Origin of the sequence: Pseudonocardia alaniniphila (assembly GCF_022524485.1) — a bacterium.
Taxonomy (GTDB): domain Bacteria; phylum Actinomycetota; class Actinomycetes; order Mycobacteriales; family Pseudonocardiaceae; genus Pseudonocardia; species Pseudonocardia alaniniphila.
In genome coordinates, this window is record NZ_JAKXMK010000006.1 from 39687 (window position 1) to 54997 (window position 15311).

The following is a 15311-nucleotide window of genomic DNA, read 5'->3' on the forward strand; positions in this document are numbered from 1 at the left end:
GCGGGACCGACGATCGTGAGGAAACGGTCCGCCTCAGCGCCTCGGCGGACGCGAACGGCCGACTCCCGGGCACAGAGGGCGACTCCCGCAGTTTCTCCACGCCCGGTGTCGGCTGCGCCGCGCACGGGGACACGGGGGACTCACAGGCGGGAAGTGCGACTCGCGGGTGGTGCGGTTACTCGCGCGTGGAGTGGGGCGGGCGGATGATCGGCTGGGTTGCCGCCGAGATCGACGAGGAGATGTCGTTCCGCGCGTCGGGTGCGGGGGGTTCCCCGGGTGAGACCGGCATCCCGTAGGCCGGGAGCCCACCGGTCACGATCGGGATCGGGCTGGTGGCGACGTCGGCCATGGCGGGGTCGAGTACGGGCGCGGGACCCGACGGCCCGCCGGACGAGCGGCGCGGCCTGAGCCGGCGAGTGATGAGGATGACCGCGGCGACGACCGACTGGCCCACGAGCAGGGCGACCCCGACACCGGTGAGGCCCATGAGGGGCATCAGGATCCAGGAGAGCGGGATCACGACGACCGCGATCATCGCCGGCACGCCGAACTGGATGATCCGGCGCTGCCGGACGCGTGCGGCGTTCACGGTCGCGAGCGACACGACGTTCGGTATCGCGGAGAGCGCGCTGAGCGTCAGCAGCATGGTGCCGGTCTCGGCGTAGTGCTCGCCGAAGATCGAGAGGATCAGCCCCGCGCCCGGCACGATCACGACCACGGCGGGCACGATCAGGGTGAGCGCCTTGCGCACCATGCCGCGGTAGGCGGCATCCAGCCGTTCCGGGTCTGCCGACACGTGCGCCAGCAGCGACTGGCCCATCCCGTTCGAGACCAGGTAGAGCGCGAAGGCGATCGCCCAGGCCACGCCGAACGTGGCGGCGGCGTCCGCACCGAGGCGGGCCAGGACGAGCAGTGGCAGACCGAAGTTGACCGACAGTGAGAAGAGCGTGCCTGCCCAGTCCGCGGACACGAACCCGACGATCGTGCGAGCCTGGAACGCCTCGGCGTTGTCCGCGGTGGCGGTGCCGTGGGCCGGGAGGGCGCGCCATAGCCAGACGCTGACCACCACCACGAGCACCGCGGTGGACACCGCCCAGGAGACGGAGATCGCGGTGAACATCGCGAGAAGGGCGCCCACCGGCAGCAGGACGATCTTCATGACCGCGAAGACGAGGTTCTTCACCGGCACGAGCGTGGCCCGCTTGATCGCCGTGAGCGCGTAGTCCTGCATGACCCATATCGACCACACGGGGGTGGCCAGCACGAAGAACGCGAACAGCGGTCCCCGTCCGACGGTGTCGAGCAGTTCGGGCGCCCACAGCTGCGAGCCGAGCGCGAACACGGCACCCGTGAGGCAGGCTGCCGCGATGCTGACCGCGTAGCACTTGACCACCAACGACCGGGCCGAGTTGCCCACCGTGGGCACGAAACGCAGGAGCGCGTTACCCAGGTTGAGCTGGGCCGCGCTGCCGAGCAGCGTGAGCGTCGAGGTCATCGTCGAGTTCACGCCGACGGTCTCGGGGTCGAACAGGCGGGCAGCGACGACCCAGTACAGCAGGCCGATCCCCGAGGTCACCGCGGAGCTGAGTACCAGGGCCAATCCGTCACGGTGCTGCGGGGCCTTCCAGCTCGCCAAGGCATTTCTCATCTGGCCCCGCTCCTCATGGGAGGGCACAGTAAGGCAGGCGGTGAGGCGTGCACTGATCGCCCCAAGCCCCGGTCGGGCATAACGTCCCCTATGTCCTTGTCGTGCCGATCAGGCTGTTACGGACTCCGCTTCGGCGGGGTCTGCCACCGTGTCCGGGCCGACGACGCGGGTGGGTGCGGTGGCGGGGTCCTCCGCCGCGAGCGGGGTGTTGCCGAGGATCATGTCGGCCGCCTTCTCCGCCAGCATCAGCACCGGGCCGTAGGTGTTGGCGTTGGTGAGCGAAGGCATGATCGCGGCGTCGACGATGCGCAGACCGTCCAGGCCACGCACCCGCAGCGTGGTGGGATCCACCACGGCGCCCTCGTCGGTGCCCATCCGGGTGCTGCACGAGAGGTGCAGCCCCACACGAGCGGTGCGGGCGACCCAGTCGAGCACCTCGTCATCGGAGCGGACCTCGGGTCCGGGGAGGCTCTCACCGCCGTCGAGCCGTTCCATCGCCGGCTGTGCCAGCAGCTCCCGTCCGATGCGGACGGCGTCCACCCAGCGCTGCCGATCCTCCGGCCCGGTCAGGAAGTTCAGCTGGATCGCAGGGTGCTGCGACGGGTCCGGCGAGGTGATCCGCACCGAGCCGCGAGCAGATGACCGCATGACGCCGACGTGCATCTGGTACCCGTGCTGGCCGATCGGGATCGACCGCTCGGAGCTGTGCATCGCCAGCGGGGCGAGCAGGAACATCAGATCGGGGTGGCTCTGGTCGGGGGTGCTGCGGACGAACCCGCCCGCCTGCATCGGATTGCGGCTTCCCGGACCACTACCGAGCAACAGCGCCTCGGCGACGATCCCCGGCCAGTTGACCTTGCGGCGGACGGCGGCCATGGACACCGGTTCCCGGCACAGGTGCTGCAGGTGCACCGCGAGGTGATCTTGCAGGGACTCGCCCACACCGGGCAGCTCGTGGACCAGGGGGACGCCGACCTGGGACAGCCGGCCCTCGTCGCCGATCCCGGACACCTGCAGCAGCTGGGGCGTGCCGATCGCGCCCGCGCACAGGATGATCTCGCGGGCGGTCACCACGCTCTCGGCGCCACTGCCCTGCCGGTAGCGCACTCCGACAGCGCGGCCGGCGTCGACGTGGATGCGCGTGACCATCACCCGCGAGCGCACCTCGAGGTTGCGCCGCCGCCGCGCCGGATGCAGGTAGGCCCGTGCGGCGGACTCCCGTCTGCCCCCGCGCACACCCTGGTCCAGCGGCGCGAAGCCCTCCTGCTCCGCACCGTTGAGGCTGGGCAGCACCGCATGGCCTGCCTGCTCGGCGGCGGCGAGGAACGCCGCGAAGATCGGCCCCTCGGCAGGTCCGCGGGAGAGCGTGTGCGGGCCGCCGTGGCCCCGGTACGCGTTGTCCGCCTCGTCGATGCAGTTCTCCAGCCGCCGGAAATAGGGCAGACAGTGCGCGTAGTCCCACTCGGCGGTGCCGCACTCGGCGGCCCAGCGGTCGAAGTCCGCCCGGTGGCCGCGCTGGTAGATCATCCCGTTGATCGAGCTCGAGCCGCCGAGGCCCTTGCCCCGGGGATGGTGCAGGCGCCGCGACTGCAGCCCCGGTTCGGGCTCGGACTCGTAGAGCCAGTCGTGGTGCTCGTCCCCGACGGGCATCCCCATCGCGATCGGCAGCTGGATCGGCAGGTCCCACCAGTAGTCGGGCCGCCCGGCCTCCAGCACGATAACTCGGATGCGCGGGTCGGCGGTGAGGCGGTTCGCCAGCACGCAGCCGGCTGTGCCGCCGCCGACGATCACGAAGTCGAACGGTCTCTGCGCCATGGAGGGTTCGCCCTTCGGGTGTCTGCAGCAAGGGGTGTGGGGGAGCGGCGCCGGTGAGGAATATGAGCTGAATGGATCTCCGGCATTGCTCCGATCGGCGGAATCCTAGCTGCCGGGGCGCCGCGGTCGTCTCAGGGCGTGCCGACGCTTCCCCTGGTCGGGTGAGGCCTTGCACGAATCACCACGGAATCGCGCGCTGAACCGCTCCCGCGATCCCCACCGCCCGGTTGATCCTGGCTGTGCCATGGTCCGCGCCGCCGCGACCTGCATCGGCCGGACCCGGCGACGACGAACGTCCAGGGAGGCAGCGCGATGGGGTCGATGACCGGCAGGGCGGGAGTGGTGACGGGGGCGGCGAGCGGGATCGGGCGCGCCACCGCGATCCGGGCGGCGCAGGAAGGCGCGCGGGTGCTCGTCGCGGACCTCGAGTCGGCGCGGGTGGGTGGCGAGGAGACCGTCAAGATCATCCGTGACGCGGGTGGCGAGGCGGATTTCCAGGCTTGTGACGTGTCCCGGGCCGCTGACCACGAGGCGCTCGTCGCAGGTGTCCTCGACCGGTTCGGGTCACTCGACTTCGCCCACAACAACGCGGGGATCCCCGGCGGAGGGAAGCTCCTGGCCGACGTCGAGGACGAGGATTTCGACCGCGTCATCGCCGTGAACCTGCGCGGGGTGTTCCTCGGGATGAAGCACCAGATCCGCCAGATGCTGCGCGGGGGAGGGGGCTCGATCGTGAACACGGCCTCCAACGCCGGACTGCGCGGCGTGAAGCGGCTCGGGCCCTACACCGCCGCGAAGCACGGCCTGGTCGGTCTCACCAAGAACGCCGCGGTCGAGTACGCCGAGGACCACATCCGCGTCAACGCGGTCGCCCCGGGCACGATCATGACGGGTTTCGCGCGCGGGGCGACGCCCGAGCGGCTGGCCCAGATCATGAAGCCGCAGGCGATGCAGCGCATCGGCGAGGCCGAGGAGGTCGCGGCGGCCGTGGTCTGGCTGCTGTCCGACGACGCGTCGTTCGTGACGGGTGTGACGCTCCCCGTCGACGCCGGTTCGGTGGCGGGCTGGTGAGCGGGAACGGTCCTGCGGCGCGGCTCTAGTCGTCGTCCGAGTCGTCGTCGGAGTCGTCGTCCCAATCGCGGTCTCGATCGCGGTCGCGGTTGCGGTCGGTGATGGCGGCACGGTCGAACTCGCTCTGCCGCATGATCGAGACACTTCCGAACGCGCCGTCGGCCTCGACCGCCACCTCGCGGAGGTTGGGGCCGGTACGGCAGGCCTCGTTGCAGTTGGTGCTGCCGAAGACGACCGTTCCGGAGGGCCGCACGCTGACATCGTCCGGCACGATGACGCGGACGCTGCCGAACATCATGCCGACCTCGACCCGCTGCTGGCCGCTGCCGACGTTCACCGTCTTGCTGCCGAAGACGGAAGCACCGTCGTCGGCGGAGAGAACCTGGATGCCGACGAAGATGCCGCTGCCGATCACCGCAGCGGTGACCAGCCCGCCGATGGCCCGGCCGAGCATCCCGGAGTCAGGTGCGGCCGGGGCGGCGGGCGCGGCCGTCTCGAGAGCGACGGTCGGCTCGGACGGGGGCGGCTCGGGCAGGTCCACGATGAGCGCGTTCAGGTCGCTGCGGGTGCGCGCGGCCCAGCAGAGCGCGGCGCGCTCGTCGTACTCGGCGAGCGTCAGCATCCCGTCGGCCAGCGCCTCCTGGAGGCGGGCGTCCACCTCGCGCCGCTCACGGTCGCCGATACGCATCTCGGGCGGGGGCGGTGGTTCCACCAGGCCATCCTGACGGGTCAGGCCCTCACGTGGCGAGGTTGGTCCCTCATGCGCGGATCGTCATCCGGGTGACCAGGTCGTCCTGCACCCGGAACGAGAAGTGGCTCGGACCGTTGAACCCGTCGCCGCCGACCTGCGCGGTCACCGTCACGACTCCCTCTTCGTCGACGACCTCGGTCGGGGTGAGAGAGACGCGCACCCCGATGAACTCGGCGTCGCTCCACGAACGGATCCGCGGCCGGCCCCGGAACTCCCGGCCCCAGTCGTCCACCACGCCGTCGGGGGTGAAGCCGTTCAGGAAACCCTCGATGTCACCGCTGTTGGCGGCATCGAGCAGCGTGCGGACGGGGGCGGGAAGGGAGGTGCTCACGTCTGCTCCGATCAACGGGCGATGTCGTACGGGCTCCATGATGGTCGGCCGCGCCCGGTGCAGCCGCTTCGGCTCTGTCCCGGTTGGGCGAAACGGCGGTCAGGGTGCCGACAGCTTCCGTAACCAGGCCGCGAGCTCGTCCGTCGTGCTCGACCCCGGGTGGTCGCTGCGCCGTACGAGGCCCGCCTGCACCGTGGTCGGTCGGCCCTCCACGTCCAGCAGTGCGAAATCGGCGGACAGCGCCTCGCGCGCGTGGTCGGGGACGAACGTGGCCATCACGCCGAGCCCGGCGGCGGCAGCGAGGAAGCGGGTCTGCATGCCGTCGACCTCGATCACGGAATGGTCGCCGGTGAGCCCGAACTCGCGGAGCACCTCACGGTAGAAGCTCTCCTCGACGCCGATGAACGGCGCCGTGATCAAACCGGCTTCGGCGATGTCGCACACCGCGATGTACCGCCTGCCGGCCAGTGGGTGGTCGCGGGATGCGACGAAGGTCAGCCGCAGGTCGTGGAGGAACTCGAACTCCGCATCGGTCGGCAGGTGCCAGCGCATGACGTAGGCGAGATCGAGCTGGCCGTCCACCACGGCCTGTGCCTGCCGGGGGCTGTGCCCGAACCGCACGGACAGCTGCGTGCCCTCGTGCCTGCGGCTGAACGGCCCGATCACGTCCTCGAAGAAGTACCGCTGCTCGAACGCCATGCTCACGCCCAGCCGGACGCGACCTCGTCGCCCGTTCCGAAGATCTCCCAGCGAGTCCTGCAGGCGGTGCTGCTCCGTGAGCATCACCAGCGCGGCCTGGTAGACCTCCCGGCCGGCGGCGGTGAGATGGATTCCGCGGTCCCGGTACTGCAGGAGCTCGGCGCCGCAGGCGCGTTCCAGCTCACTGACGTGACGGGAGACCGAGGGTTGAGCCAGGTTGAGCCGGCGGGCGGCGGCGGAGTAGCCGTTGCGGTCCACGACGGTGACGAAGACCTGCAGACGGAACAGATCCAGGTTCACGACCCGTCCTCCTTCCCCGCCCGGCGCCCCCCACCGGCTCCATCTCTACCTGTCAGACCAGGACGACGCTCGCGTAGGCGGAGTCCTTCCCGGGTGCGACCTCCAGGAGGCCGTGCTCGTGCATCCACTGCTGCGTGACGTCGTACATCTCGCGCGTGTACTGCTCGAACACGATGCGCTCACCCGCCCCGAACCGGCGGACGTCGACGAGTGCCGCGATGTCCTCGGGCATCTCGCGGGTCCAGTACTGCAGGTACCGCTGCGGATGCAGGTCGATGGCCACCTGCGCCTTCTGCAGGGCCCGGAAGTACCTCTTCGTGTCGTCCAGGTCGGCGTCGGCGGCGACGAGGAAGCCGATCGCGAACGTGGCGTCGGCGAGCTTGCGGTAGCCGAGCTGCTCGGCCACGTAGCACTGCGCGCCGAACAGGCTCGCGGCCTGCGCCTCTCCGCGCAGGAGCCGGCGCAGCCGGTCGTTCGGCAGGCCCATGAACGACAGCGAGATCTGCTCGAAGGGGATGAACGGCTCGAGCGCCTGAATCGTGGAGTAGTGGCTGCCGGAGTGGTAGCCCACCGCCACGTCCACACCGGCGAGGTCCTCGGGACGGTGCAGGTCGGAGTCCGGCGGGACGAAGACGCCCGAGGGCGTGATCGAGTAGGCGTGGCCCCACATCTTGCCCACACCCGTGCCGGCCACCGCGTTCACGGCCCAGTGACACGCGGCCGACACGTCACAGGCGCGTTCGTTCGACATGTCCTCGAATGCGCCCTTGCGGACCTCGGCCGGGATGCTGTCGGCGGAGCGCACCGCCGAGGTGGTGTACGCGCCGCTGGACAGACCGTCGGTCTGGAACTCGTAGTCCAGGCCCTCTTCCGTGAAGTAGCCGTGCTCCTGCGCGACCCACTCCTGCAGCCGGGTATGGGGCTGAATCGTGAATGTGCCCATCGTGTCCGCTTCCCCTCGATGCGTCGATCGGTTTCTCCTGATCGACGCTAAGGTCGCACCGGTCCGCCGACAATGCGCTGCGGTCGATAGCGTTATCGCGCCTTTCTATAGTGACCGCCGCAGCAGCAGCGCTGATGGGACGGTCAGCCGACCGCTGCGCCGACCAGCAGGCCCAGTCCGTAGGTCGTGGCCGCCGCGCCCATACCGATCGCGAGTTGGCGCAGCGCCCGGCGCAGCGGGGGACCACCGGACAACACGCCCACGGTGGCGCCGGTGAGCATCAGTGCAAGCCCGACGAGGACCCCCGCAACGATGACCGCCGATGCGCCGCCCAGCCCGAACAGGAACGGGACGACCGGCACCGCGGCTCCCGATGCGAAGAAACAGAAGCTCGACAGCGCCGCGCTCAAGCCGGTGCCGACCACGTCGTGGCCGCCGTCGTCCGCCCCGTCGGGCCCTCCCAGCGACCGCGGGTCGCCGCTGCGCAGCACGGCGGCAGCGCGACGGTCGGCCTCCGCGGCCGGCACCCCTCGCGCGCGGTAGACGAGCGCGAGCTCGTTGGCGTTCACGTCGAGCTCCCGCAGCAGGGCGTGCGCGTCGCGGACGTCGGGGGCGGAGGCGGCGAGCAGCTCGCGCTGCGACCGCACGGACACGTACTCCCCTGCCCCCATCGACAGGGCCCCGGCCAGGAGCCCGGCCACACCGGTGAGCACGACGGTGCTGGGGGAGGCACCACCGCCGATGACACCGAGCACGAGGGCGAAGTTGCTGACCAGCCCGTCGTTCGCGCCGAAGACAGCGGCCCGGAAGGTGCCCGAGACACGTGCGCGGCCGCGGGCGGCGAGGCCGCGAACGACCTCTTCGTGGACCCGCTCATCGGCGGCCATGGCGGCCGTCGCGTCGGCGTCGGACCGGTAGGGCGACCGCGTCTCGGCGCGCTGCGCGAGGGCCAGCACGAACACCGAGCCGAACCGCCGGGCCAGGAACGCGAGCAGGCGCATCCGGGCGGCCCCGCGGCGGACCCGCCCGGCCTCGTCGCCCAGCAACCGCATCCAGTGCGCGGCGTGCCGCTCCTCGGCCTCGGCGAGCCCGAGCAGGATCTGGCGCTCCTCCCCGGTGCGCCGGGTGGCGAGGTCGCGGTAGACCTTCGCCTCCTCACGCTCGTCCGCCAGCCGGCGGCGCCAGCGGCGCACGGCCGACGGTGCGGGCGCCCTGGCGGCCGGATCCGGTCCATCCGGCCCACGGTTCTCCGCGCCTCGGGGCGATGGGGTAGCCACAGGCCCATTCTCCCTGACCAGACGGGGTGTGGCGGGGTGGTGGAGCGACGCTGCCGGCGGGTGCCCACCGACGGTGACAGTCCGAACGTCGGAGGATGACCTCCGCTGTTCGTGGTCGCCCGGCCGCGGCGCGGCATGGATCACATCACGCGCCGGAGTACGGCCGTGGTCGCGGGCGCGTCGGCGTGGTTACATCCCTTCATGACCTCGGCCGGCGGAATGTCTGGCGCGCCCCACGATCCTTTCCGGATGGGTCGCCGGGGGGATCAGTTCGATCATTCCCGCCACTGATTCCCGCCGTCTGCCGCGTGGTTCCCGGGCAGGCGAACCGCCACCGTTTCCCCGCCGAGGTCGCCCTATGACAGTGAGCCCCGACCCGGACACCGACCTGCGCGCGGCCTCCGGCAGGAACGCGCTGGTGACCTGGCTGCGCTCACACCCGCGGGTGGCAGAAAGATGGAGGGCCGACGTGCCGGCCCGGCGCGCGTGAGGAGCACACCGGGCGGGGTGTCAGCAGTCTGGTCCTGTGCCACCCGGCAATCGTCGGAGCGATCGGCGGCGCCGACGAGGCAGGACAGAGCGCTATGGGGGAGATCGGCATGATCAGAGGGTGGCTGACGGGTCGCCGGGGCCACATCCACGTCCGGCGGTGGGTGCCCTGTGTCCAGCCGACGGCCGTGCTGATGCTGCTGCACGGTCTCGGTGAGCACAGCGGCCAGTACGCCCCGCTCGCCGAGGCCGCGGCCGAGGCGGGCATCGAGACCTGGGCCCTCGACCACGCCGGGCACGGCTTCAGCGACGGCGAGCGCGTGCTCGTCGAGCGCGTCGACGATCTCGTGGCCGACGCCGAGACACTCCTCGGACGCATCACGGGCGCCCGGCCCCGGGTGCCTGTGGTGGTGGCCGGGCATTCGCTCGGGGCAGCGGTTGCCACGCTGCTGGTGGGGGAGATCCGCACCGGGGCGGCCCGCCCGGGGATCGGGGCCGCGGCCCGGCCCACCGACCCCGCCGCCGACATCGCAGGCCTGGTCCTCGCAGGTTCCTCCCTGCTCGACGGATCGCGGGGACTCACCACGCAGGCGGTGTCCGACCGGCACCCGGTGCAGCCGAACGAGAACCCCTCCGGGCCGGTGTACATACCCGAGCAGGCCCGACGGAGTCGGGAGGACCCACGGGCGTGCGAGGGTGGGCTGCGGCCCCGGACGGTCGCGGCGCTCGCCGCGGCCGCCGCGCGCACCCGCGCGCTGCTCACCGACGGGGCACTCGACCACGTGCCGGTGCTGCTGCTGCACAGCGCGGAGGATGGCATCGCGCCCGCATCGGATGCCGTCGCCATGGCCGGGCTGCTGCCGCGGGCGCGGGTCGTCGTGTTCCCGCACGATCGGCACGACGTCCTGCACGAGCTAGACCGGGCCGACGTCCACGCCGAGCTGCTGCGGTTCGTCGCCACCGTCACGTCCGTCCCGACCCGGTAAGGAGAGACCCCGATGCGGGTCAGACGACTCGTTCCCCTGCTACTCGCTGCGGCGGTGCTCGCTGCGGGCTGCAGTGGCGAGGCGCCCGGTGGTGGCGACGGCGCGGCCGCCGACACCACGCTCGACGTGCGGCTCGTGCTGGAACCGACCAGCCTGGACATCACCTCCGTCGCGGGCGTGGCCCTTCCCCAGCTACTGCTGGACAACGTCTACGAAGGGCTGCTGACCCGGGACAGCCACGGCATGATCGCACCGCGGCTCGCCGAGCGGTTCGACACCTCGGCCGACGGGCTGACCTACACGTTCCGGCTGCGCGACGGCCTGACCTTCGCCGACGGCTCTCCGCTCACCTCCGCCGACGTCGTGTGGTCCTACCGGAAGGTGATCGCCCCGGGCTCGAAGAACCCGAACAGAGCGGACTTCGCGGCGGTCAGCGACATCAGCGCCCCCGATGCGGAAACGGTGGTGATCACACTCCGCCAACGGGACGCCAACTTCACCTACGGGCTCACCAATCGGGCCGGGGTGGTGTTGAAGCAGGGCACCGACCCCGCGACCCTCGCCGACACCACGAACGGGAGCGGACCCTTCGTGGTCCGGTCCTGGCAGCGCGGGTCGTCGATCACGCTGGCGCGCAACGAGCACTACTGGGGCGACCCGGCGCAGCTCGCCACGGTGGTGCTGCACTACATCCCCGACACGGCCACGGCCACCGACGCAGAGCTCACCGGCGAGACCGACGTGCTGACGGGGCCGGAGCCGACCGCGCTGGCGCCGTTCCAGAACAACCCGGACTTCACGGTGGCCCAGGGCGTCACGAGTGACAAGTTCGTGCTGGGCATCAACAACAGCCGCGGCCCGCTCGCCGACGCCCGGGTACGGCACGCGATCCGGCAGGCGATCGACAAGGACGGGCTGATCCGCGTGGCTCAGGCCGGCAAGGGCCACCGGATCGGGAGCGATGTGGCACCGACCGATCCGTGGTTCGACCCCGGCCTCACAGCGATCGACCCCTACGACCCTGCTGCGGCGCGGGCGCTGCTCGCCCAGGCCGGCTACGCGGGCGGGCTCGACCTGAACCTCGTGATGCCGAACATCTACAACTCCGTGATCGGCCAGTACGTGGCCTCGCAGCTCGGCCAGGTGGGGATCCGGGTGCGCTACGAGTCCGTGGAGTTCCCGACCTGGCTCGACCGCGTCTACACCAAGGGGGACTACGACCTGTCGATCGTCGACCATGCCGAAGCGCGCGACATCGCGACGTACGCCAATCCGGCGTACTACTGGCACTACTCCGACGCGCAGGTGCAGGAGTGGGCCGCTCAGGCGGCCATGGCCCCGAGCGACGGCGAGCGCGACGAGCTGTATCGGAAGGTCGCACGGAAGATCTCGGAGGACGCCGCGAGCGACTGGCTCTTCAGCTCGAGCGGCCTCGTCGTGCTCCGGAAGGGCGTCAACGGGTTCCCCACCAGGGAGACGAACTCGCGGCTCGACCTCGCGCACGTGTCGGCGACACCCGCGCAGTAGCGAGACGGTCGTGACGGTGGAGCAGGTATGAACATCAGCGTGCCGTTCACCGCGCCCGTTCCCGGGCCCCACAACGCGATCACGGACGTCCCCGGTGTCCGGGTCGGTCACGTCACACGCATCGGGGACGGGTTCCTCACCGGCACCACCGTCGTGCTGCTGCCCCCGTCCGGGGCCCCGGCGGCCGTCGAGGTGATCGGTGGCGGTCCGGCGACCTGCGACACCGCCGCTCTGGATCTCCGGTCGGGCGGCGCCGTCGCCCATGCCGTGGTGCTCACGGGCGGGAGCGCGTACGGGCTGGCGGCGGCGGGCGGCACGCTGGACTGGCTCGCGGCCCACTCCGGTGGGGCACGGGTGAGCGCCGCGCCGGACGTCCTGGTCCCGCTGGTCCCGGCGGCGGCGCTGTACGACCTCGGCCGCGGAGGGCTGTTCACAGCGCGGCCCGATGCCGCGTCCGGCCGCGACGCCGCTCAGGCTGCGGCGGACTCACCGCCGTTCGCCCCGGTCGAGCAGGGGTGCGTGGGGGCCGGCACCGGAGCCGTCACCGCCGAGATGAAGGGCGGGATCGGCACGGCCAGCGACGTGCTCGCGGGCGGCACGGTCGTGGGGGCTCTCGCGGCCGTCAACGCGCACGGTTCCACCCTCGACCGGACCACCGGGCTACCGCTCGCCCTCGACGCCGGGGCCGACGGCGAGTTCGCGATCGCCCGGCCGTCCTCCGCTGAGCACGCGGCGGCGCAACGCCGGCTCGCCGAGCCCGCCCGGGGACGCAGTGGCCTCGACCTTCCCAACACGGTGATCGGCGTGGTCGCCACGGATGCCCCGCTCGACGCCGCTGCGCTGCGCCGGGTGGCGCTCGCCGGGCAGCGCGGGATGGCCCGCGCGGTGTCCCCCGCCCACGGGATGACCGACGGGGACACGGTGTTCGCGCTGTCGGTGCCCGGCTCCGCAGGCACGGCGGCCGACCCGCTGCACGCCGTGCTGGCAGCGGCCGAGGCGGCGTTCGCCCGCGCGATGGTGCACGCCGTGTTGCATGCGGAGTCGGTGGTGACGCCGTTCGGCCACATCGCCTCCTACCGCGAGCTGTACCCGCACGCGACGGCTGGGCCGGCCTGACGGGCGTCCACGTAGCGGACGAGAGGCCTCCGCAACGCGGCAGTCGGCCACGGCGGTATGAAGGGGACCGTGACCCGGCGTCCCGCCGGGACCGCGACCGATCGAGGGAGAAGTGCTCCGTGCGCTATGACGCCGTGCTCGCCGAAACGGTGGGCATCCAGGGTGCCGGCAACGACGAGATCGAGGCCTACGCGGCCCGTCCCATGGACGGCGCGAGCCGTGGTGGCGTGCTGGTGATCCACCACATGCCCGGTTACGACCGCGAGAGCAAGGAGATCGTGCGGCGGTTCGCCGTCATGGGCTACAACGCCATCTGCCCGAACCTCTACAGCCGTGAGGCCCCCGGCGCGGAGCCCGACGACGCCGCGGCCGCCGCGCGCGCCAGCGGCGGCGTACCCGACGCCCGGTTCGTGGGCGACGCCGCAGGCGCGGTGCGCTGGCTGCGCGCCCTGCCGAACTCCAACGGCAAGGTCGGCACCATCGGCTACTGCTCCGGAGGGCGCCAGGCGTTCCTCACCGCCCTGGAGCTGGACATCCAGGGCGCCGTCGACTGCTACGGGGCGTTCGTCGTCGGCACGCCGCCGGAGGGGTTCCCGCTGCAGGTGGCGCCGCTCGCCGACCGGGTGGCCGAGGTGCGCGCCCCGGTGCTCGGGCTGTTCGGCAACGAGGACTCCTACCCGTCGCCCGACCAGGTCGACGAGCTGGAGAAGCTGATGCAGACGAACGGGAAGGAGTACGAGTTCCACCGCTACGACGACGCCGGGCACGCCTTCTTCTCCGTCGACCGGCCGGCCTACCGCCCGGCGGCGGCGGCCGACGGATGGCAGCGGGTGGAGGCCTTCTTCACCAAGAACCTGTCCGGGAAGGACTGAACCCGCCATGTGCACGTACAGCACCGAGAAGATCGACGTCGCGGCCAGCAGCGGGAAGGGACCGGACGGCTGGTTCCCGCTGCGGACGGCGACGGTCTACTACGACCACCCCGTACACGCGCCGGACGCGCACACGGTGAACATCGACTTCCTCAACCCGGAGCGGGGCCCGGCGGCGCGGGTGGCCGTGGAGCTGAGCCTCGACTCGGCCCGAGCTCTGCTCGAAGCGCTGCAGGTCACCGTGGAGCGCGCCAAGCACCACTGACCGCGCTCCACGCGATCGGTGCGGTCCTCGCAGAGCTCGAGGGATCTGCGAGGGCCGCACGGCGCGTGCTCAGCCGCCCAGCGTGAGGATGCCGCGGATGTTCTTGCCGTCGAGCAGGTCGCGGTAGCCCTCGTTGATCTGGTCGAGGGAGTAGCGCCGGGTGATCAGCTCGTCGAGCCGCAGGTCGCCGGCCCGGTAGAGGCCGAGCAGCCGGGGGATGTCGTAGAGCGGGTTGCACCCTCCGAACAGAGCGCCCTGCACCTGCCGCTGGTAGGCCACGATCAGGGCGTCGTAGGCGACGATCTGGTGCTCGCCGTAGCGTCCCATCGCTGTGACGGTGACCCGCCCGCCCTTGCCGATCATGCCGATGGCGTTGCCGACGACCTTCTCGTCGTTCACCCCGACCGTGATGATGGCGTGGTCGGCGTACTGGCCCCGGGTGGCGGTCTTGACGAACTCCCGGGCGTGCTGCGGGTCGGTGAAGGTGTGGGTGGCACCCACCTCGCGCGCCTTCTCCAGCTTGAACGCAACCGGGTCGACCACGACGACGTGCTCGGCCCCGGCGTGCGCGGCACCCTGCACCGCGTTGATGCCCACCCCGCCGCAGCCGAAGATCACCACGGTCTGCCCGGCCTGCACCCCTGCGGCGTAGACGGCGCTTCCCCAGCCGGTGGGGACGCCGCAGCTCACGAGGGCCGCGACGTGGAACGGGATGTCGTCGTCGAGCTTGACGCAGGAGAACTCACTGACCACGACCCGCTCGGAGAAGGCGCCGACCGCGCACATGCCGCCGATGTCACGTCCGTCGGGGCTGTGGTACCGGAAGGTGTCGTCCTGCAGCATGCCGCTCACGGCGTTGCGGCCGGAGTCGCACAGGTTCTGCCGGCCGGTCGAGCAGTAGCGGCACGTGCCGCAGACGGGGATGAACGAGCACACGACGCGGTCGCCCACCCCGACACGGCGCACCCCGGCTCCGACCTTCTCCACCACGCCGGCGGCCTCGTGCCCGCCGACCATCGGGTAGCGGACGGGCATGTCACCGGTGCGGATGTGGTCGTCGGAGTGGCACAGGCCTGCCGCCTCGATGCGGATCAGGACCTCGCCGTCCTTCGGGTCGTCGAGGTCGAGCTCGACGACGTCCCACTGCTGGCCGGCCTCCCACATGACGGCGGCTCGCGTGGTGGTGGGCATGAGCAACTCCAGGAATACGGTCGGTGGAAC

Annotated in this window: 14 protein-coding genes; 6 read left to right on the forward strand and 8 right to left on the reverse strand. The window is 71.5% G+C overall.

Annotation, left to right across the window (positions count from 1 at the left end; all coding sequences use genetic code 11):
- Window positions 1–175 precede the first annotated feature (175 nt).
- Together MMF94_RS07010 and MMF94_RS07015 are read right to left on the reverse strand one after the other, a co-directional pair.
- On the reverse strand, window positions 176–1648 hold the full coding sequence (locus MMF94_RS07010; RefSeq protein WP_241035464.1) for a lipopolysaccharide biosynthesis protein: 1473 nt from the start codon (window positions 1646–1648) through the stop codon (window positions 176–178).
- Window positions 1649–1756: 108 nt separating this feature from the next.
- Window positions 1757–3463, reverse strand: coding sequence for a choline dehydrogenase (locus MMF94_RS07015; protein WP_241035465.1), 1707 nt, complete (start codon window positions 3461–3463; stop codon window positions 1757–1759).
- 312 nt (window positions 3464–3775) lie between these two features.
- Here MMF94_RS07015 and MMF94_RS07020 point away from each other — a divergent pair, with 312 nt between their 5' ends.
- Window positions 3776–4534, forward strand: a complete 759-nt coding sequence (locus MMF94_RS07020; protein WP_241035466.1) for a glucose 1-dehydrogenase — start codon at window positions 3776–3778, stop codon at window positions 4532–4534.
- Window positions 4535–4559: 25 nt separating this feature from the next.
- Here the strand turns inward: MMF94_RS07020 and MMF94_RS07025 are convergent, their stop codons facing one another.
- The 5 genes from MMF94_RS07025 to MMF94_RS07045 all read right to left on the reverse strand — a co-directional run bounded on the left by MMF94_RS07025 (window position 4560) and on the right by MMF94_RS07045 (window position 8835).
- Window positions 4560–5246, reverse strand: coding sequence for a DUF1707 SHOCT-like domain-containing protein (locus tag MMF94_RS07025; RefSeq protein WP_241035467.1), 687 nt, complete (start codon window positions 5244–5246; stop codon window positions 4560–4562).
- A 46-nt stretch (window positions 5247–5292) separates the two neighbouring features.
- Complete coding sequence (locus MMF94_RS07030) at window positions 5293–5616, reverse strand: nuclear transport factor 2 family protein (protein ID WP_241035468.1); 324 nt, start codon at window positions 5614–5616, stop codon at window positions 5293–5295.
- Window positions 5617–5715: 99 nt separating this feature from the next.
- On the reverse strand, window positions 5716–6615 hold the full coding sequence (locus MMF94_RS07035) for a LysR family transcriptional regulator (protein ID WP_241035469.1): 900 nt from the start codon (window positions 6613–6615) through the stop codon (window positions 5716–5718).
- Window positions 6616–6667: 52 nt separating this feature from the next.
- Window positions 6668–7558: an ABC transporter substrate-binding protein gene (locus MMF94_RS07040; protein WP_241035470.1), complete on the reverse strand. Its 891-nt coding sequence runs from the start codon at window positions 7556–7558 to the stop codon at window positions 6668–6670.
- A 143-nt stretch (window positions 7559–7701) separates the two neighbouring features.
- Window positions 7702–8835 (reverse strand): VIT1/CCC1 transporter family protein, encoded by a 1134-nt coding sequence (locus MMF94_RS07045; protein ID WP_241035471.1) that lies wholly within the window; start codon window positions 8833–8835, stop codon window positions 7702–7704.
- A gap of 599 nt (window positions 8836–9434) precedes the next feature.
- On the opposite strand from MMF94_RS07045, the gene MMF94_RS07050 reads away from it, so the two are divergent.
- The 5 genes from MMF94_RS07050 to MMF94_RS07070 all read left to right on the forward strand — a co-directional run bounded on the left by MMF94_RS07050 (window position 9435) and on the right by MMF94_RS07070 (window position 14090).
- A complete protein-coding gene (locus tag MMF94_RS07050) occupies window positions 9435–10310 on the forward strand; it encodes an alpha/beta fold hydrolase (RefSeq protein WP_241035472.1) in 876 nt (291 codons plus the stop codon).
- 12 nt (window positions 10311–10322) lie between these two features.
- Complete coding sequence (locus MMF94_RS07055) at window positions 10323–11837, forward strand: ABC transporter substrate-binding protein (protein ID WP_241035473.1); 1515 nt, start codon at window positions 10323–10325, stop codon at window positions 11835–11837.
- Window positions 11838–11864: 27 nt separating this feature from the next.
- A complete protein-coding gene (locus MMF94_RS07060) occupies window positions 11865–12953 on the forward strand; it encodes a P1 family peptidase (RefSeq protein WP_241035474.1) in 1089 nt (362 codons plus the stop codon).
- 119 nt (window positions 12954–13072) lie between these two features.
- On the forward strand, window positions 13073–13825 hold the full coding sequence (locus tag MMF94_RS07065) for a dienelactone hydrolase family protein (RefSeq protein WP_241035475.1): 753 nt from the start codon (window positions 13073–13075) through the stop codon (window positions 13823–13825).
- Between the two features lie 7 nt (window positions 13826–13832).
- The gene (locus MMF94_RS07070; RefSeq protein WP_241035476.1) at window positions 13833–14090 is read left to right on the forward strand and encodes a DUF6295 family protein; all 258 of its coding nucleotides are present in this window, start codon (window positions 13833–13835) and stop codon (window positions 14088–14090) included.
- A gap of 69 nt (window positions 14091–14159) precedes the next feature.
- Here MMF94_RS07070 and MMF94_RS07075 read toward each other — a convergent pair whose 3' ends face one another.
- Window positions 14160–15281: an NDMA-dependent alcohol dehydrogenase gene (locus MMF94_RS07075; RefSeq protein ID WP_241035477.1), complete on the reverse strand. Its 1122-nt coding sequence runs from the start codon at window positions 15279–15281 to the stop codon at window positions 14160–14162.
- Between the last annotated feature and the right edge of the window lie 30 nt (window positions 15282–15311).